Genomic DNA, 21,598 nt, shown 5'->3' on the forward strand with positions numbered 1-21,598 from the left:
TATAAATAAATGATGAGACGAGGTTTCTATGTCAGAACAAGAACACAACCTACATGCCAGTGCGGATTATTATACTCAAGAGCAAACGGCAGCAGTATCAGTCCATTCGTCTACATTTATCCCACCGCTTAGTGTCAGTACAAACTTGTTTGAGCAGCTTAAATCTGAGTTTTTTAACGAGATGCTTGATGACAAAAGTTTTAATGCGGAAGCTTCAAAAAAAATTGAACAGTGGTTGAGCATTCGCAGCCTTGATGAGTTACGAACACTTGGGAATCAAGCGAAGCAACATTTCCTTTATCAGGGAATCACATTCAATGTGTATGGCGATCAAGAGGGTGCTGAGCGAACCATTCCTTATGATTTGATTCCAAGAGTGATTGAAAAGAAACAATGGGAAAAAATTTCATCAGGTTGTGCACAACGCGTGAAAGCACTCAATTCATTTTTGGATGATATTTATCATGGGCAACATATTTTAAAAGAGGGGCTTATTCCTGCTGATCAAGTGATTGCACATGAAGCATTTCAGCCACATATGTTAAATCATCATCTTAAAGGGAAGGTTTATTCACAAATTAGCGGTATTGATATTATTCGTGATGGTCAGGGTGATTTCTTCGTACTTGAAGATAACTTAAGAACACCGTCTGGCGTATCTTATATGATTGAGAGTCGTAAGATTAGTCAAAAACTAATGCCTGATTTGTGCATCAGTAACAATTTGCAAGGCATAGAACAATACCCAACTTTATTAAGAACAATTTTAGAAGAGAACGCTTATGTGGATAAGCCACTTATTGTGGTATTAACACCAGGTCGTTTTAACAGTGCTTATTATGAGCATTCATTTTTAGCACGAGAAATGGATGTGCCATTAGTCACGAGTCGAGATTTATTTGTTGAAAATGATCGAGTTTTTGTTAAAACAATTCGTGGTCGTCAGCAAGTTGATGTGATCTATCGCCGTGTCGATGATGACTTTCTTGATCCGTTAACTTTTAGACCTGATAGTACATTAGGAGTAGCAGGCTTGATGTCGGCTTATTTGCAAAAAAATGTTGTGATTGCAAATGCACCAGGTACAGGTGTTGCTGACGATAAATCAATTTATCCTTATGTTGATAAAATGATTCAATTTTATTTGGGTGAAACAGCAATTTTAAGTAATGTTCCGACATATCAATGTCGTGATCAGGAACACTTGGATTATGTACTTGGTAATTTAGAAAAATTGGTCGTGAAAGAGGCACAAGGTTCGGGTGGATATGGGATGTTGATTGGACCACAAGCAGATCAACAACAAATTGAACTATTTAGACAAAAAATTATTGAAACACCACATTTGTATATTGCACAACCCACTCTGGCACTTTCTGTAGCACCAACATTAACGTCCGAAGGGGTTGCTGAACGACATATCGATTTACGCCCATTCGTTTTGAGTTCGCCTTATCGTACTGAGATTGTGCCAGGAGGTCTGACTCGAGTTGCAATGCAAGCGGGTTCTTTAGTGGTTAATTCCTCTCAAGGCGGTGGTATCAAAGATACATGGGTTGTAGAAACATTGCATTCTTGAACGCTTTCCTTAAGAGTTTTAGTCCAAAGTCTCTAGCCTAGTGCCGTACTTTGGGGATTTTGATCATATATAAGGGAGGAAATTTATGCTTTTACTTAGCTCAAGCGCTCATCATATTTATTGGTTAGGTCGTTATTTATTTAGAATTGGTCATGTTGCTAGCCATTTGCCATTTTGTGATGATGAACAAGCAGCAGATTTTGCTCAAGCGCTTTGTTTACATATCGATGATGCTGAGAATCTGAATAATTTTATGCTAGATCATCAACAACCCTATTCTTTATTGAGCCAGCTTGAGATTGCTCGAGATAATATTCAAGAATTACGTGGTTTACTGTCAGCTCAAACCTATGCTGAGCTGAATCATATAATTAAAAATGCAGTATCAGATGGTGAAGAGATTCAAGCCGTCGTAGGGAAGTGTTGTGCTCTTTTAAAAACAGAACAAAACGATGTTTTCTTATTCTTTCATGTTGGACAATGTATTGAAAAAATTGATACGCATTTCCGTTTTCAACATAATATTCAGGATGTTATAGCTTCGATTGATCCGATTATTGAACAGTTATTTGAACTAGGTTGGGATGACTTGCAGCCAAATTGGCAGATTTTAAAAGAGCAACCTAATTTAAATCAGTTTTATGCCTTTACCTATAACTTAGAAAATCAATTTGAGGCATTCTCATGAAACTCATGGTGAATCATCAAACGCACTATCGTTATACGCAAGTTGCTCGAAATAGTGTGCAATCGATTAAAATGATGCCGCAGAGTTCTATGCACCAAAGCATAGAAAACTGGCATATTAGTGTGCCTGGGCAATATTCATGTCAAAGAGACGCATTTAATAATTTATGGATCACTGCAACTCAGAGACATGAATATCGCTACTTGACCATTATGGCGCAAGGTGTCGTTAATTTATATGCAACAGAACTCGGCTATGTAGAAACGGATGTTTCTCCAATGCTTTTTTTGCAGCGTACCATGATGACGTGTTGCGATCTAAGTATGCTTGATTTTGCTCAGGCGGTGGTCAAAGTAAAAGATCGTAAGCATTTAATACTTTTATCTGAGAAAATTTTACAACAAGTTCAGTACCAGCCTGAGACCACCTCAGTGACGACTGCTGCAATTGATGCATTTCATGCAAGACAAGGTGTATGTCAAGATCATGCACATATTTTAATTGCAATGTGCCGTGGATTACATTTACCAGCTCGTTATGTGTCTGGCTATATATATGATGCAAATCAACCGCACCTAGCCAGTCATGCATGGGCTGAGGTTTTTGTAGAAAATGAGTGGTATTGTTTCGATGTAAGTAACCAGATATTTACCCCCCAAAATCATATTTATGTCGCAGTTGGTCGTGATTATCTAGATGTTGCACCAATTCGAGGTATCCGTGAGCAAGGTGGGGTGGAAAGTATGATATCTACGGTTCAAGTTTTGGCTTGTTGAAGGTAAGAGAAGAAGAGATGACCTATTGTTGTGCATTAAGATTAGAGCAAGGTTTGGTATTGATTAGTGATACTCGAACTAATGCAGGGGTCGATCATATTTCTGTATTTCGTAAATTACATACCTTTGGTGTTGAAGGTGAGCGTTTTATTGCATTGCAAACAGCAGGTAATTTAGCAACAACACAAGCTGTTATTGGTCATTTACAAAATGCTTTAGCATTACATCAAGAGCCAAATTTATATAGCGCAAATACCATGTTTGAAGTTGCTGAATTAATTGGAAAGACTTTGCGTAAGGTACTCGAGGATGTTACGACTGATACTCAGGAACAGATGAACTACTCGTGTAGTATTTTGGTGTGTGGGCAGATACAGGGTGAGGAAATGCAACTGTATAATGTCTATCCACAAGGTAATTTTATCTGTGCGACTACCGATACCCCATATTTCCAGATTGGTGAAAGTAAGTATGGAAAGCCAATTTTAGATCGTGCACTGCACTATACGATGCCATTAGATGATGCGTTACGTTGCAGTTTGATCTCTTTTGATTCAACATTAAGGTCTAATGTTTCTGTCGGATTGCCTTTAGACGCTTTGGTTTATCATAAAGATAGTTTTAAAATTCCTGAAGGGAAACGCATCCGAGAAGATGATCCTTATTTTACTCAGATTAGTAAGCAATGGTCTGAAACCTTACGCCGTGGACTTCAAGAGTTACCAAAGCCTACGACTGATTATGGTTTGTAATCATATAAGAAAAAATCCAAGCAAAGGCTTGGATTTTTTATCTGTTTTAAATCACTTTTCGAATGGGTCTATTACTTAACCGACATAATAATTCGTAACCAATCGTGCCATTTGCGGCAGCGACATCATCGACGAGTCGATGTTTGCCCCATAGTTCTACTTTAGTACCTAATTCAGCTTTAACCTGAGTAACGTCAATCGCAATCATATCCATACTGACACGACCAATAACAGGAACAAGTTGTTCATCAATCGCAACGAAATTTGGTTTGATATATGCTCTTGGATAACCATCACCATAGCCAATGGAGACAATGGCAATATTCATAGGCTGTGTTGCTGTAAACGTTGAACCGTAACCTACAGATTCACCTTGTTGAATTTGATTAAGCGCAATGATTTCTGCACTAAAGGTCATTACAGGCTTTAAATCGAGTTCATCTACATTTTTTTCAGCAAATGGACTTGCACCATAAAGCATGATACCTGGGCGAACAAAATCGAAATGTAATTCAGGATATTTATAGATCGCAGCGGAGTTACAACATGATGCTAAGATAGGGGCACATGCTTCTTTGACATGGAGAAATTGCTGCTTTTGTTGTTCATTTAAAGGGTGATCGGCATCTGCATTGGCAAAATGCATGGTAAGGACACAGCTAAAGCCTTCTGATTTTAAACGTTGAATGACATCGATAATTTCAGTCACTTTAAAGCCTAAACGGTTCATTCCGCTATTTAGTTTGACCCACACTTTTAAGCCCAAAGCATTATAAGCTTGTTTATGCTGAATCAACCATTCAACTTGTTGACTTTGATGAATCAGGCATTCGAGTTTGTGCTCAATTACTTGTTGCATTTCGTCTTCTGAAAATATGCCCTCAATCAAAGTGATGGGTTGAGAATATCCCAGTTGCCTGATCTCTAAAGCTTCTTCTAAACAGGCGACACCAAAGGCATCTGTTGCATCCAAGGCGGCTAAACAGTCTTTAACTCCATGTCCATAAGCATTTGCTTTGACCATACTAACAATTTGTGAATGTGGAGCAAGTTGTTTAACGCGGTTTAAATTATATTGTAGTGCATCACTATCAATATAAACTGTTGCTTGGCGCACCCTGATTTCTCCTTTGGGTCGACATGGAAAGTTTTTAAGGCAGATCAATAACCGAGGGATTATTCCTCGTCATCGTATTGAGCATAGAACTCAGGTGAAAGGTTACTAAAGCGAGTGTATTGACCTTCAAAGGCAAGACGAACTGAACCAATTGGACCATTACGTTGTTTACCGATAATAATTTCGGCTGTACCAGCTTCTTTAGACTCTTTGTTATAGACTTCATCACGATAAATAAACATGATCAAGTCGGCATCTTGCTCGATTGCGCCTGATTCACGTAAGTCTGACATGACAGGGCGTTTATTGGGTCTGTTCTCCAAACTACGGTTAAGCTGAGACAGTGCAATGACAGGGCATTGCATTTCTTTAGCTAGTGCTTTTAAGCTTCGAGAAATCTCCGAAATCTCACCTACACGGTTATCGCCCATACCCGGCACTTTCATTAACTGTAAGTAGTCGACCATGATACAGCCGATTTTTCCATCATGCATTTTGGCAATACGTCGCGCACGTGCACGAAGTTCGGTTGGTGGTAGGGCAGAGGAATCATCGATATAGAGGTGCATTTCTTGTAATTGAAGAATAGTTCCTGTGACTTTGGTCCATTCATCTGCATCGAGATTACCTGAACGTAGATGACCCTGATGTACTTTACCCATTGCTGAGATCAAACGCATAGCAATCGAGTCTGCTGGCATCTCCATTGAGAATACGAGAGCAGGTAAGCGGTTGTATTGCAGTACACTTTCAACTAAGTTCATGGCGAAGGTGGTTTTACCCATCGAAGGACGGGCTGCAACAATAATCAAATCCCCAGGTTGCATACCTGAGGTTTTATTATCTAACTCTAAGAAACCTGTGGTTAAACCTGTAATATTGCCGTCTAATTTAGAAAGTTCATCGAGTTTAGAAATCACATCAGCAGTGACAGAGCTAATCGATTTTGGCCCTGAATCTTTCTTGTTGTTGTTATGTTGTTCGGCCAAAGAGAAAATACTGGTTTCGGCTAAATCTAGGATTTCACTGACAGGGCGACCTTTGGTGTCATAAGCATTTTGCAAAATATCACTACTGACTTTAATCATTGCGCGTAGTGTTGAAAATTCTTTAATTTTATTGGCGTAGATTTCAAGATTGTAAAAGCTTGAAGGTGAATCTGCCATCAATTGCATCAAATATTCTTCACCACCAATTGCATCAAGCAGGTTTTGTTTGAGTAACCAATCATTGACCAATACAGCATCATAAGGCGAGTTTTCTTGCGCTAGTTTTTCGATGGCACGATAAATATATTTATGACGTGTTGCATAAAAATCATTTTCTTTAAGTAAATCGCTGACTTGTTCAAATGATTCGGCAACCGTCATTAATGCCGCGAGCACAGCTTGCTCAATTGCGAGATTGTGCGGTGGTGTACGAAATTCTTTTAATTGACCTGAGTCACTCACTTTACTCTCTGTGTTTGGAGAATTTTTCGTAAAATTGGCATTCGCCTGTGACATAACAAGACCTAATAAAAAGATGAAACTGTAACGACTGACTATCTTAATCCAAATGAACGCAGACAGGAGAATTTAATTGGAAGAAAATTGTTTAATTGCTGGAAAAGTAGGGTGTACTAAAATATAAAATTTTAGGAATAAAAAAAGAGCATGTAAAAACATGCTCTTTTCTTTGCAGAAATTACTCAGATACGATAGTAACGAGAACTTCAGCAACAACATCATGATGCAATTGGATTGCGATGTTGAATTCACCAGTGTGACGAAGCGCACCGTTTGGTAAACGAACTTCTGCACGGTCTACTGCTAGACCAGCGTTCGTTAAAGCGTCAGCGATATCACGAGTACCGATAGAACCGAAAAGTTTACCTTCATCACCAGCTTTAGCAGTGATAACGATATTTACTTCGTTCAATTGTTCAGCACGTGCATTCGCAGCAGCTAAAATAGCAGCTTCTTGTTTCTCAAGTTCAGCACGACGAGCTTCAAATGCAGCAGTATTTGCTTCAGTTGCAGCTACAGCTTTACCTTGAGGGATCAAGAAGTTACGACCGTAACCAGCTTTAACTGATACTTTGTCGCCTAATTTACCAAGGTTCTTAATGCGTTGTAATAAGATAACGTCCACAGCTCACCTCACTTACTTATGGTTGTCAGTGTACGGAATCAAAGACAAATAGCGAGCTTGTTTAATAGCTAACGCTAATTGACGTTGATAACGAGCTTTAGTACCTGTAATACGGCTAGGAACAATCTTGCCGTTTTCAGTGATGTACTGTTTTAAAGTGTCGATATCTTTGTAGTCGATGTACGCAACATTCTCAGCTGTAAAGCGGCAGAACTTGCGACGACGGTAAAAACGTGCCATTGAGGTTCTCCTTATTCAGCTTCTTGAATTGCTTGTTGTGCTTCTTCACGTTGAGCTTTACGCGCACGTTTCTCTTCAGCACTTTTAGCAAGTAAAGATTCTTCAGTAATTGCGTGTTCACGACGGATGATGATGTTACGAATGATTGCATCGTTATAACGGAACAATTCTTCTAATTCATCAAGAGTCGTTTGACCACATTCAACATTCATAAGAATGTAGTGTGCTTTGTGAATCTTGTTGATTGGGTAAGCCAATTGGCGACGGCCCCAATCTTCTAAACGGTGAATTTGACCTTCAGCTTCTTTGATCTGAGAGATATAGCGTTCAACCATACCTACAACTTGATCGCTTTGGTCTGGGTGTACCAATAGTACGATTTCGTAGTGACGCATTGTCAGCTCCTTACGGTTTAAGCAGCCCCCAACTAAAAAGTCAGAAGCAAGGAGTCATAACTAAAAAGTTATGTCGCAAATTGCGAAGCTGGGATTTTAGACACATTTCATTTAAATCGCAAGTAAATTCATGTTTTAGATCGAAGTAAAAAGATGATATAGCCTTTAAAATGAGGGTCATTAAAATCGTTTGCGTTATTTTGACGTAACCCATTTTGTACAAAACCGATTTTATAAGGCAGTTGCATTGCAGAGATACGTTTTAAATATTGTGGGTAATTGGGAATGGTGGTTGTACCTTGATAGGTTTGGATCACAAGTTCACTGATATTATTTCTCAAAATAGTTAAAGTTTTCTGATCCTTAAAATTTGTCCAGTCCAGTAATCCTGTAATGCTAAGTTGATAGGAGGGAGGGAGTCTTTTTCTGAAACTTTCTAGAAAAAGGGCATATTCTTTTAAATCATGGGTTCGACTGTCGAAATCGATTTGAATTCCCTGAACTTGATTCCCTTGATTTCTCCAATGTTCTAAACGTTTGAAAACAGTTTGATAGTTTTGTTCGTTCCAAGCCAGATGATGTGTGCGAAAAACTAACCAAATTTTCTGACGGGGTAATTTTAGGATAGAAACACCTTGTGGGATCAATATAGAGCTGTGTTTTTGTTTTGAATATCGAATTTCTCCTTGCAAAATATACAGTTCTTTCGCCTTACTTAAGTAAGGCGCAGATTGAATGTTGCCCCAAATCCAAAAAGAATCGAAATGATTGGCATCAATTGTTGACGTTGCAGATTGTGCAGGTTGGCAAGCAAATAAGTTAAAAATAAAAAAAGTGAAAATGATTGCTTTCAGCCACTTCAACATCGTCAATTACCAATAATATTTCAGTGATTTTGCCCAACTGGTATTTGGATAATCTGTTTTGATTTTATCAAACCATTGTTTTCGGACAGATTTGTTTACTTCATTACCACCACAATCATTAATACCACTTGGCGCATAACATTGAATTGCGCGATAAAGGGCGTAAGCTTGTAAATCGCTTTTGCTTGATGATTTGATGAGATCTTGATAAATCTGACCACGAGCAAAAATTTTTCCTGAAAAATTTGATGTTTGTTTTTCATTATAAGAAAGTTGCTGTAACGAATATCCTTGTTCACTACGGAAATATTCTCCTAAGCAAACATTTAATAATGAATCTTTAGGTGTTTGAGCCAATTGATTAACTAAAGTCTCTAAATTTGAGCATTTTAGTTGTGGTGTAATGTGTGCTCCATTCCAAATGAAATTAGAAAAATCTGGCTTATTCTTCAATTGTTCATTGTCACTGTTATAACCTTGATATTGCATGGCATTTTTGGGCATAAAAGCATAGCTTTGTTTAAACAATTCGAATTGTTGATGTACTAAGCTTTTACTCAAAAGGGTGTAGATCGCAGCTTGTTTTTGATTGATATTGCTTTGATCAGATTGAATAATTTTTTGCAAACTGTTTGTATTTGCGATTTGAGTAATAAAATTTCTCTGCAGGTTCGGCTGAGTAATTTGAGCTTTTTTTCCAATAAATGCTGAATAGTCCTGTTTTATTGCCAAATGGTTGGATAATGCTGTTTCAAATAAACTGCGTTGATAGCTGTCTTTGGCCTGTGTAAGTTCCTGATGCCAATATTCTTCAGCATTTTGAGGTTGTCCAATTTTTTCTAAAATTTGTCCTCTCAAAAAAGTTTGGCTTAACTGCAAATAACTACCATTTTTAGCATTTGCTTTAGCTAAGTAATTTTGAGCTTCTTGAGCTTTATTTTGAACAAAAAATAAGTGAGCAGCTTGTAAATACTGAAATAATTCAGGCTGGGTTCTGAAAAAATCTTTTTGTGCATTCAGTTGTGCCCAAGAAATCGAATGATAATTCTCAGAATTCGATTCACGCATATGCATCAAATCATATACTGCCAAAAAGAAAGGGTCTTTTAGATTGCTCAGATTAAAAGCTGAGCTATCGAACACTCGGCGATCAATTTCGGCGGGAAGTTCACTCATTTCCAAATTATAAAATTTTGATGTCGGATTTTTAAGTTGCCAGACAATTTCATTAACCAATAAATCTTGGCGTTTTGAAAGCCAAAAACCACGACGCATAAAACCACGCGCACTCGCGATATATTGTCCATTTGGATAAGCTTTTAAATAAACCGTAATATGATCTAAAAATTGTTTAAGTAAATTTTGATTGATATTGTCCAGATATACATCACCATATTGATCCACACCTGTTGTATAGGCTGAGTTGAGGCTGGTACGAATCAGCATATATAGTGCAGTTTCTTTTAGCCATGTATCCTCAACAGTACTTAATACCGTATAAATTTTGGTCGCGGCAGAGTAGTTTGCATTATAAAACAGGATACTGGCGTTTAAGTAAGAGGCGTATTGACGTGTTGTGACTGACCAATTTGGATCAACGGCAATCAATGCAATTTTATCACCACATTGATTCATTTTTTGACGTTCATTAATCAGCAATTGTTTTTCATTTGCTGGAATATTCTTATTGATTTTAACCTGACTAATAAAAGCAGCATTGCCAGAATTAAAACTGTAGCAACGTTCATCAAAAATGATTTCATCTTTTTGCGATAATTTTTCTCGCTGATTTAAAATCCTGTTTTCAGTCAAAGCGGAAATATTTGCGGCATCAAAAGGCACCGTACCGTAGTTTGCATCCCATAAATTACCATCTGCTGTCATCGGCTTAATTGTTGCAAGCCCTAAGTCGCTGAGTAATAGTGTCATATTGGTTTGACTATCATTTGCTGGATATAACACAGGAAGATTGCTACAGCCGTTTAAATTTTTGTCATTTATGGCAAGGTTTGGCTCGCAAAATTGCTCTACACCAGCATAGGTGATTGGGCTATAGTAAATGACCAGTGAAAGCGAAGAATAGACAATTGATTTGAATATAAATTTATTTTGTAGTTTCATTTAGGCAATAAAGGGTGAAATGTTTTTATTGCACGAAATGATAACAACTGAAGTGGGGAATAAAAAGACAGAGAAGTCTCTATCTTTTTAAAAAATAGGGAGGAAGGGTGCAGGGCTTTTAAATGTAAAGCTAAAGCTCAAACTGATCACAGTAATTAAGATTACTGAAAAAAGGAAAAAGCGTTTTGCCCAAAGCTGATCATCTTCAGCTTTAAATCCTAAAATACCAATGTAAAACCAGTAAATACAAAGTGCATTACAGATGACCAAGAAAATAATATTGGTATATCCATATATATACAAAGCATTCATCGCAATAGTGAATAAAATCACATAGATCAGCGATTCGATTTTAGTTCTATGAATAGAACGTGCAACAGGTAAAATAGGCACACCTGCGTTTTTGTAATCTTCAAAACGATAAATCGCAATTGCCCATGAATGCGGCATTTGCCATAAGGCATATGCAATAAAAATGAGAAGAGCAGCCATATCGAAATGATGACTTACAGCCGTATAACCAATAACAGGTGGACTCGCTCCAGAAATACTACCAATCACGGTTTGGTGGATCGTGGTACGTTTTGTCCACAAACTATAAAAACCGACATAGACGACAAAACCAATGACTGCGAATAAAAATGCATAGGCATTCACATAGAACCAGAGCATGCTAAAACCAATCACACCTAATACAAGAGCATAAAACATTGCAATAGAAGGAGATATGGTTTTCTTAACAAGAGCACGATTCATTGTGCGTTGCATTTTTTGATCGATGTCTTGATCAATAACATTATTGACTACACAACCAGAAGCAACCACAAAAGTTGTTCCAAGTAATGTAATTAATAATAAGAGGAAGTCTATAGAGCCTTGGGCGGCTAAAAAGAAGCCGCCCAAGGTGGTAATAAAATTACCAAAGAGAATTCCTGGTTTAGTCAGGAATAAATACTTTTTCCACATGACAATCAGTTTAGATCATCATGTTGTAGTGTAGGTAATTCATAATCCACACAGAGCCGACTAGAAGTACAGCAATACATAAGATTGTGTAGATAAATGCAATAAGGTTCCAGCGTTGTTCAGATGATGTATTCATGTGTAAGAAATACACAAGTTGTACGATTACCTGAGCAACAGCAGCGATTGCAATAACAGTAACTAAGATGCCACGGCTAAATCCGCCCGACATCACCATCCCGAATGGGATGATGGTGAGGATAACAGATAGGATAAACCCAACAGTGTATTGCTTAAAGTTACCGTGTGATGCACCTGCAGCATTATGGTCATGACCACTCATTAGAGAACTCCCAGTAAGTAAACGACGCTGAATACACAGATCCAAACGATGTCAAGGAAGTGCCAGAACAAGCTTAAGCAAGCAAGACGACGTGTATTCGGTAGTGTCAAACCATTCTTTTTGATCTGATACATCAATACTAACATCCACACTAAACCAGAAGTTACGTGAATACCGTGTGTACCAACTAAAGTAAAGAATGCTGATAAGAATGCACTATGAGTCGGACCGTGGCCAGCATGTACAAGGTGATGGAATTCATAGATTTCCATACCAATAAACGATGCACCAAATAAGAAAGTAATGAATAACCAAGTAATCACTTGGTTTACATTCTTTTTATAAGATGCAAGAACTGCAAATCCGAATGTTACCGAAGAGATCAAGAGGGCAAAAGTTTCGGTTAATACAAAACCTAAAGAATCACCAAAAAGATCTTTCGCACTTGGAGTACCAGGCGGAATATGACTGCTTAATACAGCGAACGCAATGAAGAGTGATCCGAAAAGAATCAAGTCACTCATCAAGTATGTCCAGAAACCAAAGACCGTTAAGTCTGTGTCATCGTGCTCGTGATGACCGTCATGACCGTGGTTGTCGTGATGAAGTACTTCAGCCATTTCCTTAGTCCTTCTTCAAGTGTTTTTCAAGTAACGCATAGCGTTCATTTTCAATACGTTCAACTTCTGCAGCAGGTACGTAGTAATCAACATTCTTAGTGAATGAGCTTACGATCAAGCTAACAACTGAAGCAACGAATGAAACAACGACTAGCCACCAAATATGCCAGATCAATGCAAAACCAAGAACAGTAATGAACATTGCAATGACAAAACCAGCAGCACGATCAGTCGGCATGTGGATGTCTTCATATTTAGTGTTACGTGCATATGCTACGCCATTTTCTTTGTCAGTCCAGAAACGGTCAACGCCGCTAGCTTCTGGTACATGTGCAAAGTTATAGAATGGAGCAGGAGATGACGTAGACCATTCAAGTGTACGACTATCCCAAGGGTCGCCTGTGTAGTCCATGTTGTCTTTACGTTGTAAGAAACCAACGATGATTTGCATTAAGAAACATGCAATACCAATAGCAACAAGAACGGCACCAAATAATGCGATCGCTAAGTATGGATCCCATTCTGGGTTGTCATATGTATTCAAACGACGAGTCATACCCATGAAACCAAGGATATAAAGTGGCATGAATGCAAAATAGAAACCGAAGAACCAGAACCAGAACGCAGCTTTACCCCATGCTTCGTTGAGCTTCCAACCAAACATTTTCGGCCAGTAGAAGATGATGCCAGCAAACATACCAAACACCACACCACCGATAATTACGTTATGGAAGTGAGCGATCAAGAAGAGTGAGTTGTGTACAAGGAAGTCCGCAGGCGGAACAGCCATAAGTACACCAGTTAAACCACCAATACCGAATGTTACTAGGAAGCCAAGCGTCCATAACATTGGAGTAGTAAAGGTGATGCGACCTTTATACATCGTGAATAACCAAGAGAAGATTTTCACACCTGTAGGAATCGCAATAACCATGGTCATGATACCGAAGAACGCGTTAACGTTCGCACCAGCACCCATGGTGAAGAAGTGGTGAAGCCATACAACGAACGCAAGTACAGTAATCGCGATAGTTGCATACACCATAGACTTGTAACCGAACAACGCTTTACGAGAGAAGGTTGCAACGATTTCTGAGTATAAACCAAATGCTGGTAATACCAAGATATATACTTCAGGGTGACCCCATGTCCAGATCAAGTTCACGTAAAGCATTGGGCTACCGCCAAGCTCATTAGTGAAGAAATGGAAACCGAAGTAACGGTCTAAAGTAAGCATTGCAAGCGTACCTGTTAATACAGGGAATGATGCAATGATTAATACAGCCGTACACAGTGAAGTCCATGTGAAAATAGGCATGTCCATTAATTTCATGCCAGGTGCGCGCATTTTAATGATGGTAACAAAGAAGTTAACACCAGATAAAAGCGTACCTAAACCTGAAACTTGCAGTGCCCAAATGTAGTAGTCAACACCTACACCTGGTGAATATTGGATACCTGAAAGAGGAGGGTATGCCATCCAACCAGTCGCAGCGAATTCACCTAAAACAAGTGAAGCCATCATCAAACCAGCAGCACCCGCAAATAACCAGAAGCTTAAAGAGTTCAATAATGGGAATGCTACGTCACGAGCACCGATTTGCAATGGAACAGAAATGTTCATCATACCTACAACGAGACCCATAGCCACGAAGAAGATCATGATTACACCGTGTGCTGTAAAGATCTGATCGTAATGGTCTGGATGTAAGTAACCTTCACCACCGCCTTTAGCGAGGAAAAGTTGTAAACGCATCATGATCGCATCGGCGAAACCACGCAGAAGCATGACTACTGATACGATGATATACATGATACCAATTTTCTTATGGTCTACTGATGTGAACCATTCGTTCCATAAGTATCCCCATTTTTTGAAATAGGTAATACCGCCTAGAACTGCAATGCCACCAAGAGCCATCATGACCATGGTAACGAGTACAATCGGCTCTGTTGGAATAGAATCCCAGCCTAATTTGCCAAAAATCATATCCATGTCTTATTCCCCTTGAGCAGCGTGTTCAGCTGCAGCATGAGTTTCTGCTGTTGCATGTCCAGCAGCAGAGTGGTCAGCACCGTGATAATTACTCATGTAGTGGTTGATAATTGTTTCAAACAATTTTGGCTCAACTGAAGAGTAATAAGTCACAGGGTGTGGCTTGTTCGGGAACGGTTTCATAGCTTCAGCTTTAGCAAGTGCTTCTTCATCACCAGCAGCCTTAGCACGGTTTACAAGAATTTCGATCTGATGTTTAGAACGATCGCCATCTTTAAGTGTCGCTAATTCAGCTTGGTCAAGTGTACCTTTTTGAATTGCTTCAGCATTGATACTTGTACCATTACCCGCTTTAACAGCTTCTACCCATTGTGCAAACTCTGGTTCAGTTACACTATGTGCCTTGAAGCGCATTTGTGAGAAACCGTAACCTGAATAGTTAGCTGAGAAACCACGGAATACACCTGGTTCATCTGCTAAAAGGTGAAGATGAGTTTGCATACCCGCCATTGCATAGATCTGACCACCTAACTGTGGGATGAAGAACGAGTTCATCGTAAAGTTAGAAGTAATCTTAAAGCTTACAGGCGTTTTTTCTGGGAAGCGTACTTCGTTTACCGTTGCAATGTTTTGCTCAGGATAGATAAAAATCCATTTAAATTGTTCAGCGATGGCTTGAACAGTTAAAGGCGCTTTATCTGACTCTAACGGACGGTAAGGGTCGTACTTGTGGGAACCCCACCAAGTTAACCAAGCTAAAATACCAATAATAATGACAGGAACACCCCAAACAACGATCTCAATTGTCGTAGAGTGTGCCCAAGTAGGTTTATAGTCTGCATCTTTATTCGATGCGCGATATTGCCAACCAAACCATAATGCCATGATAATTGATGGAATCACCACCAATAGCATTAGATAGATCGCAGTCATCATCAGGCTACTTTGACCTTGACCTACTGGACCTTTATTGTTTAGTAGTACCATATCACCGCCACACCCTGTCAAGAGCGCAGCCATCGTTGATAAAGACAATACAGCTAAAATCGTTTGTCTCATTTTACAACCTCGGTGAAGAGTCCCATTCCCTAATTTAAATTATGGGATAGCGATTAAAGTGTCGCATGATTGATAAGAATTTTTTGTGAAATGCTTAGCAATCATGCGACACCGCTACGTTGTTGGGCATTATGCCTCATATTGAAAAACTAAGCTACATCTAACACAGTCAGAAATACTTGTTTTGAAACCTGATTTATTTTGTAGGAATTGTTGTTGAAATGTGTATTTTTTCTATAAATATCAATTTTATAGAGCAAAAAAGAGGAATAAATCCTCTTTTGCTTAGTTAATTAAAAATTATTGCTTTACGACCTTAGTTTTTGCCAATTTATCGTGCAAAGTTTGGCGATTTTTATTAAATGCAAAGAAAGCATAGTCGATAATTGTAATAAATGGCATAAACAATAGATTCAGAATGATAAATAAAGCACTTCTCAACCAAAAAGCTCTAATCGTATTGATTGCCGTATGTGTTTCAGCATCTACGATTTTAATTTTGGTTATTTTTTTACCAATGCTTTGTCCAGACTTCGCAATTAAAAAAGCTTGCAGTATCAACATTAGGATCAAATAAACAAAAATACTCATCCATGCTTCATTTGGAATAAGCTGCATAAGTTGATGCTGCAACTCAGCTGCTTCACTTGAAGCGACTTGGCTTGCTTGTAATTGCTTTTGAATTTTAAATAATTCTGTGTACTGGCTTTCGTTAAAGAAAAAAGATGGTATAGCAGCCATCGGCAGCCAAAGTGTTAAGTCAATCACCTTAGCGAGTGCACGAGAATGAAATGAGGCGAGTTCAGATGTTTTTTGTTCAACTTTTATTTTAAAAGTTGACTGCTCAGTTTGATTGTTAATTTGATGATTGAATGATGAATAACCTACAGGTTCGTAGACAAGTTTTCCTTGAGTGAGTTCGCCAAGAGTTTTCCATTCACTCATACCTTCGTGCCAAACCAAGTCTGTAAGTAATACTTGTTGGCTAGAAAGCATTTGGTTCAGTTGGTCTAAACTATAAGGTCCAGCTTGTTGGTTATTACGAGCCAAGTAAATTTGCATAATTAAAAATTCTCAATGACTAAAGATGAAAAAAGACCCTACGAAAGGGCCTTTTTTTAAAAAGACTAGGCTTTCTTGATTTGTTCTTCAGCAAGGAAGAACCAAGTATCAAGCACTGAGTCAGGGTTAAGTGACACAGATTCAATACCTTGTTCCATGAGCCATTTAGCAAGGTCAGGGTGGTCTGAAGGACCTTGACCACAAATACCAACGTATTTTCCTGCTTTACGGCATGCATGAATTGCCATAGAAAGAAGGGCTTTAACCGCTGGATCACGCTCATCAAATAAATGAGATACGATACCAGAATCACGGTCAAGACCAAGTGTTAATTGTGTTAAGTCATTTGAACCAATTGAGAAACCATCAAAATGTTCAAGGAACTGTTCAGCCAATAAAGCATTGGTTGGAAGCTCACACATCATAATGATTTTGAGGCCATTTTCACCACGTTTTAAACCATTTTGAGCAAGCAACTCAATCACACGTTTTGCTTCAGACACTGTACGCACGAATGGAATCATGATTTGAATATTGGTTAAACCCATTTCATCACGGGCTTTCTTCAAAGCACGGCACTCAAGCTCAAAACAGTCACGGAAGTTGTCAGATACGTAACGACTTGCACCTCGGAAACCCAACATCGGGTTTTCTTCTTCTGGCTCGTATAATTTACCGCCGATTAAGTTTGCATATTCATTTGACTTAAAGTCAGACATACGAACGATGACTGGTTTTTCAGCAAATGCAGCTGCAAGTGTTGAAATACCTTCAACTAACTTTTCTACATAGAATTCGATTGGCGAAGAATAACCTGATGTACGTGTCATTACAGCAGCACGCGTTTCACGTGGTAGGCTGTCAATATTGAGAAGCGCTTTAGGATGTACACCGATCATACGGTTAATGATGAATTCAAGACGTGCAAGACCAATCCCTTCATTTGGAATTTGAGCAAAGTCGAATGCACGGTCTGGATTACCAACATTCATCATAATCTTAAATGGAAGTTTTGGCATTGAGTGAATTGAGTTACGTTGCACCTCAAAATCTAATGCGCCTTCATAGATAAAGCCTGTATCACCTTCAGCACATGAAACAGTGACTTCTTGACCATCGGTTAATACTTCTGTTGCATTACCACAACCCACGATTGCTGGTACACCTAACTCACGTGCAATGATTGCAGCGTGACAAGTACGGCCACCACGATTGGTCACAATCGCTGCGGCACGTTTCATGACTGGCTCCCAATCTGGGTCAGTCATGTCTGATACAAGTACATCACCGTCTTGTACTTTATCCATTTCTTTAATTGAGGTGACGACACGAACTTTACCCGAACCGATACGTTGACCAATTGAACGACCTTCACAGATGACAGTGCCACGTTGTTTTAATAGGTAACGTTCCATTGTGCCGACATTTTGACGGCTTTTAACAGTTTCAGGACGTGCTTGAACGATGTAGATTTGACCATCATCACCATCTTTCGCCCATTCGATGTCCATTGGCGAGCCGTAATGTTGTTCAATAATCAATGCTTGTTTAGCAAGTTCATGTAATTCATGATCATTTAATGCGAATTGTTGACGCTCTGGTTTTTCAACATCAACCACAACAACGGATTTACCTGCAGCGCCTTCTTCACCATAAATCATTTTTTGGTGTTTAGAACCGAGATTGCGGCGTAAAACTGAGTGTTTACCTGCATTTAACAATGGTTTTGACAAATAGAATTCGTCAGGGTTGACAGCTCCCTGAACAACCATTTCACCCAGACCGTATGATGCGGTAATAAATACCACATCACGGAAACCAGATTCTGTGTCAAGCGTAAACATTACACCTGCAGCACCAGTCTCTGAACGAACCATACGTTGTACACCCGCAGATAGGGCAACAACACTGTGTTCAAAACCTTGGTGTACACGGTACGCGATGGCACGGTCATTATAAAGCGAAGCAAAAACTTCTTTAATCGCGATAAGAACGTTATCAATTCCGCGAATATTTAAGAAAGTTTCTTGTTGTCCTGCAAAAGAAGCATCAGGTAAATCTTCAGCAGTCGCAGAAGAGCGTACAGCAACAGCGATGTCTGGATTACCGTTTGAAAGTGCTGTAAATGCGTCACGAATTTCTTGTTCTAAATTAGCAGTAAGTGGGGTATCAACGATCCATTTACGGATTTTAGCGCCTGTCTCTATAAGTGCGTTTACATCATCAACATTTAGCTGCTCAAGTTCAGCCTGAATTCGAGCATTTAAGCCGCTTTGATCCAAGAACTCACGATAGGCAGCAGCAGTTGTTGCAAAACCACCAGGTACCGATACACCAGCATTGGATAAATGGCTGATCATTTCACCCAAAGATGAGTTTTTCCCACCTACGAGTTCGACATCGTGTTTCCCTAATTTTTCCAGACCGATTACGCGCGCTTCCAAAGTATTTACTCCACTTTTTTTGCAGTATGAATGACCATCATTGGTATGAAATTATACGAATGTGCTTAGATTTAGTATTTTACTAAGCGACAGTCATGTTAGATGAGTTTACTATAAAGATTATAGAGCACTAAGACAAATGTTTAAGGAGAATTTTGATGCCCGAAAGTAAACAAATTAAACGGAGTGTATTTTTTATTTCGGATGGTACTGCAATTACCGCAGAAACCCTTGGACATTCACTACTTGCGCAATTTCCGAATGTCGATTTTGATATTCATATTATGCCTTATATTACCACTGAAGAAGCTGCAATGAATGTGGTGGTTGACATCAATGGATGCCAATCAAGAGATGGATGTTTACCACTTGTTTTTGACACATTGGTAGACCCACATGTTCGTGAAATTATTAATACAGCTAAAGCCGTAAATTTGGATGTTTTCGAGGGATTAATTAGTAAACTTGAGCAAGAGTTGGGTACACCACCAACAACTTTAGTTGGACAGACCCATGCTGTAACAGATTCTGAATCTTATAAGGCTCGTATTGATGCAGTACATTTTGCATTAGACAATGATGATGGTGCTCGAACTCGTCATTATGATAAAGCTGACTTGATTTTAGTTGGCGTTTCTCGATCTGGGAAAACACCAACCTCGATTTATTTATCATTACAGTTTGGAATTCGTGTTGCGAACTATCCCTTAACTGAAGAAGATTTAGATGATAATCGTCTACCTGCTGTGCTACGAGCACATAAAAATAAGCTCTTTGGTTTAATGATTGATGCTGAGCGATTGGTCGCTATTCGTAGCGAACGAAAAGCCAATAGTCGTTATGCAAGTTTTAGTCAGTGCCAAATGGAATTACGTGCCATAGAGGGTATTTATATTTCTGAAGGTATTAAGTATTTGAACGTCACTGAAATGTCGATTGAAGAAATTTCAACGCGTATTTTACAGTTGACTGGTTTAAAACGTCGTATTGGCTAAATAGTATCTTTAAATGAGAAGCGTAGAGGATGGGCTACGCTTTTTTATTTTTTTATTTTGAAGAAATAAGATTGGGAACCTCATAAAGCACCGCTTGATACCATTCAGGTCGATTTTGACTGTAAAAAACATGAAAGCTCGGATGAGACACTTGATGACATCCGTACAGACAAAAGCTTGAAGAATAATATTTATATTATGTTGCTGGATAAAAACTATAAACCTCAAGGAAAGTATCTAAGTTACGGCAAGAAAAATACCTCCTATCAATACATGGGCGTTGTGAAATAAGCATTGCGGAACGAGGCAATGCTTATTTGAAAATAGGATTGCCTACTGGTTTTTTAGCTCCATGAGCAAGCTAAAGTTTTCCAGACGTTTTTGTGTATCGTAAATATCACAGGTGAAGATAAACTCATCTACATCATATTGCGCGGCAATTTTTTCCAGTCCTGTTTTGACAGTTTCCTGTGAACCAATTTGAGCCATTGCATAGAAATTCTGGATGGCGAGTTGCTCAGCGCTGCTTGCCAGACCTTGTATTGATTCAGTTGGCGGTTTGAGTTTTAGACTGTGCCCCCGAATCAGGTTTAAAATACGCTGATAAGAACTGGTAGCTAAATATTGTGCTTCTTCATCAGTTGCCGCAACGACTGTTGGTACGCCCATTGACACATAAGGTTTATCAAGATATTCAGATGCTTGAAAATTCTCACGGTAAATTTCGATTGCTTGACCTAACATACGTGGAGCGAAATGTGATGCAAAAGAATAGGGAAGTCCCAACTTTGCAGCAAGCTGTGCGCTAAACAGACTTGAGCCTAGCAACCAGACAGGTACATGAGTGCCTTGACCTGGGGTGGCAATAATTTTCTGGTTGGGCTGTGGGTCTTTAAAATATTGCAAAATTTCCATTACATCCCGAGGAAATTGATCTTCGGTTTCTTGATGCCCGCGTCGTAATGCACGCATGGTCATTGGATCAGTTCCTGGAGCACGCCCCAAACCAAGTTCAAAACGATTTGGATAAAGTGTTGCTAAAGTCCCGAATTGTTCTGCAACAACTAATGGTGCGTGATTAGGTAACATGATGCCACCAGAACCTAAGCGAATTTTGTCTGTATTTGCTGCGATGAATCCTAGTAAAACTGCCGTTGCGGAACTCGCAATTCCATCCATATTGTGATGTTCAGCTAACCAGAAACGTTCATAACCTAGCTTTTCAGCGTGTTGAGCAACTTCTAGTGCATGACGAAGTGAAAATTCAATACTTTTATCGTCTCTGACAGGAGCTAACTCCAAAATTGAAAATTTGATCTCTTGTAGTGACTTCATTTTTTAACTCTCAAAATCATATATCGAAATAATACGATATTGGCTTGTTTTTGTATATCGAATATTGTCGATATTTGTTGCGAATTGGATAAAACAAAAAAGCGCCCGAAGGCG

20 protein-coding genes are annotated in these 21,598 nt (G+C 38.9%); 5 read left to right on the top strand and 15 right to left on the bottom strand.

Features of this window, described 5'->3' with window-relative positions; translation table 11 throughout:
* Positions 1-28: 28 nt before the first annotated feature.
* The 4 genes from CDG59_RS06240 (at position 29) to CDG59_RS06255 (ending at position 3,795) form a co-directional block, all read left to right on the top strand.
* Positions 29-1,579 (top strand): circularly permuted type 2 ATP-grasp protein, encoded by a 1,551-nt coding sequence (locus tag CDG59_RS06240; protein ID WP_087544264.1) that lies wholly within the window; start codon positions 29-31, stop codon positions 1,577-1,579.
* An 85-nt stretch (positions 1,580-1,664) separates the two neighbouring features.
* Positions 1,665-2,267 (top strand): alpha-E domain-containing protein, encoded by a 603-nt coding sequence (locus CDG59_RS06245; RefSeq protein ID WP_005160963.1) that lies wholly within the window; start codon positions 1,665-1,667, stop codon positions 2,265-2,267.
* Entirely contained in the window at positions 2,264-3,043 is a 780-nt protein-coding gene (locus CDG59_RS06250; protein WP_087544266.1) for a transglutaminase family protein, read from the top strand. Before CDG59_RS06245 ends, CDG59_RS06250 begins: the two co-directional genes overlap by 4 nt.
* Before the next feature lie 17 nt (positions 3,044-3,060).
* Positions 3,061-3,795, top strand: coding sequence for a proteasome-type protease (locus CDG59_RS06255; RefSeq protein ID WP_005160957.1), 735 nt, complete (start codon positions 3,061-3,063; stop codon positions 3,793-3,795).
* Positions 3,796-3,841: 46 nt separating this feature from the next.
* Here CDG59_RS06255 and alr read toward each other — a convergent pair whose 3' ends face one another.
* The 14 genes from alr to ppsA form a co-directional block, all read right to left on the bottom strand.
* A complete protein-coding gene (alr, locus tag CDG59_RS06260; RefSeq protein ID WP_087544268.1) occupies positions 3,842-4,912 on the bottom strand; it encodes an alanine racemase in 1,071 nt (356 codons plus the stop codon).
* A 59-nt stretch (positions 4,913-4,971) separates the two neighbouring features.
* Positions 4,972-6,417 (bottom strand): replicative DNA helicase, encoded by a 1,446-nt coding sequence (gene dnaB, locus CDG59_RS06265; RefSeq protein ID WP_087536098.1) that lies wholly within the window; start codon positions 6,415-6,417, stop codon positions 4,972-4,974.
* A 181-nt stretch (positions 6,418-6,598) separates the two neighbouring features.
* On the bottom strand, positions 6,599-7,045 hold the full coding sequence (gene rplI / locus CDG59_RS06270; RefSeq protein WP_004912185.1) for a 50S ribosomal protein L9: 447 nt from the start codon (positions 7,043-7,045) through the stop codon (positions 6,599-6,601).
* 12 nt (positions 7,046-7,057) lie between these two features.
* Positions 7,058-7,285: a 30S ribosomal protein S18 gene (gene rpsR, locus CDG59_RS06275; RefSeq protein WP_000090661.1), complete on the bottom strand. Its 228-nt coding sequence runs from the start codon at positions 7,283-7,285 to the stop codon at positions 7,058-7,060.
* An 11-nt stretch (positions 7,286-7,296) separates the two neighbouring features.
* Positions 7,297-7,680: a 30S ribosomal protein S6 gene (rpsF, locus tag CDG59_RS06280; protein ID WP_004654408.1), complete on the bottom strand. Its 384-nt coding sequence runs from the start codon at positions 7,678-7,680 to the stop codon at positions 7,297-7,299.
* Positions 7,681-7,808: 128 nt separating this feature from the next.
* Positions 7,809-8,546, bottom strand: a complete 738-nt coding sequence (locus CDG59_RS06285) for a DUF3142 domain-containing protein (RefSeq protein ID WP_087544270.1) — start codon at positions 8,544-8,546, stop codon at positions 7,809-7,811.
* 6 nt (positions 8,547-8,552) lie between these two features.
* On the bottom strand, positions 8,553-10,667 hold the full coding sequence (locus CDG59_RS06290) for a hypothetical protein (protein ID WP_087544271.1): 2,115 nt from the start codon (positions 10,665-10,667) through the stop codon (positions 8,553-8,555).
* Positions 10,668-10,754: 87 nt separating this feature from the next.
* On the bottom strand, positions 10,755-11,633 hold the full coding sequence (cyoE, locus tag CDG59_RS06295) for a heme o synthase (protein ID WP_087544272.1): 879 nt from the start codon (positions 11,631-11,633) through the stop codon (positions 10,755-10,757).
* A 10-nt stretch (positions 11,634-11,643) separates the two neighbouring features.
* A complete protein-coding gene (locus CDG59_RS06300; protein ID WP_087536102.1) occupies positions 11,644-11,973 on the bottom strand; it encodes a cytochrome o ubiquinol oxidase subunit IV in 330 nt (109 codons plus the stop codon).
* Positions 11,973-12,593: a cytochrome o ubiquinol oxidase subunit III gene (gene cyoC, locus CDG59_RS06305; RefSeq protein ID WP_087544273.1), complete on the bottom strand. Its 621-nt coding sequence runs from the start codon at positions 12,591-12,593 to the stop codon at positions 11,973-11,975. Before cyoC ends, CDG59_RS06300 begins: the two co-directional genes overlap by 1 nt.
* 4 nt (positions 12,594-12,597) lie before the next feature.
* A complete protein-coding gene (cyoB, locus tag CDG59_RS06310; RefSeq protein ID WP_087544275.1) occupies positions 12,598-14,589 on the bottom strand; it encodes a cytochrome o ubiquinol oxidase subunit I in 1,992 nt (663 codons plus the stop codon).
* A gap of 3 nt (positions 14,590-14,592) precedes the next feature.
* On the bottom strand, positions 14,593-15,648 hold the full coding sequence (gene cyoA / locus CDG59_RS06315) for a ubiquinol oxidase subunit II (RefSeq protein WP_087536105.1): 1,056 nt from the start codon (positions 15,646-15,648) through the stop codon (positions 14,593-14,595).
* Between the two features lie 300 nt (positions 15,649-15,948).
* The gene (locus CDG59_RS06320) at positions 15,949-16,710 is read right to left on the bottom strand and encodes an RDD family protein (protein ID WP_087544276.1); all 762 of its coding nucleotides are present in this window, start codon (positions 16,708-16,710) and stop codon (positions 15,949-15,951) included.
* Positions 16,711-16,775: 65 nt separating this feature from the next.
* Positions 16,776-19,154 carry a phosphoenolpyruvate synthase gene (gene ppsA / locus CDG59_RS06325; RefSeq protein ID WP_004661374.1) on the bottom strand — a complete coding sequence of 793 codons (2,379 nt, stop codon included), beginning with the start codon at positions 19,152-19,154 and terminating at the stop codon, positions 16,776-16,778.
* 158 nt (positions 19,155-19,312) lie between these two features.
* On the opposite strand from ppsA, the gene CDG59_RS06330 reads away from it, so the two are divergent.
* Positions 19,313-20,149 carry a pyruvate, water dikinase regulatory protein gene (locus CDG59_RS06330; RefSeq protein WP_004661375.1) on the top strand — a complete coding sequence of 279 codons (837 nt, stop codon included), beginning with the start codon at positions 19,313-19,315 and terminating at the stop codon, positions 20,147-20,149.
* A 333-nt stretch (positions 20,150-20,482) separates the two neighbouring features.
* On the opposite strand, the gene CDG59_RS06335 is transcribed toward CDG59_RS06330, so the two are convergent.
* Positions 20,483-21,484 (bottom strand): LLM class flavin-dependent oxidoreductase, encoded by a 1,002-nt coding sequence (locus CDG59_RS06335; RefSeq protein WP_087544277.1) that lies wholly within the window; start codon positions 21,482-21,484, stop codon positions 20,483-20,485.
* Between the last annotated feature and the right edge of the window lie 114 nt (positions 21,485-21,598).

The organism is Acinetobacter sp. WCHA29 (assembly GCF_002165335.1).
Lineage (GTDB): Bacteria > Pseudomonadota > Gammaproteobacteria > Pseudomonadales > Moraxellaceae > Acinetobacter.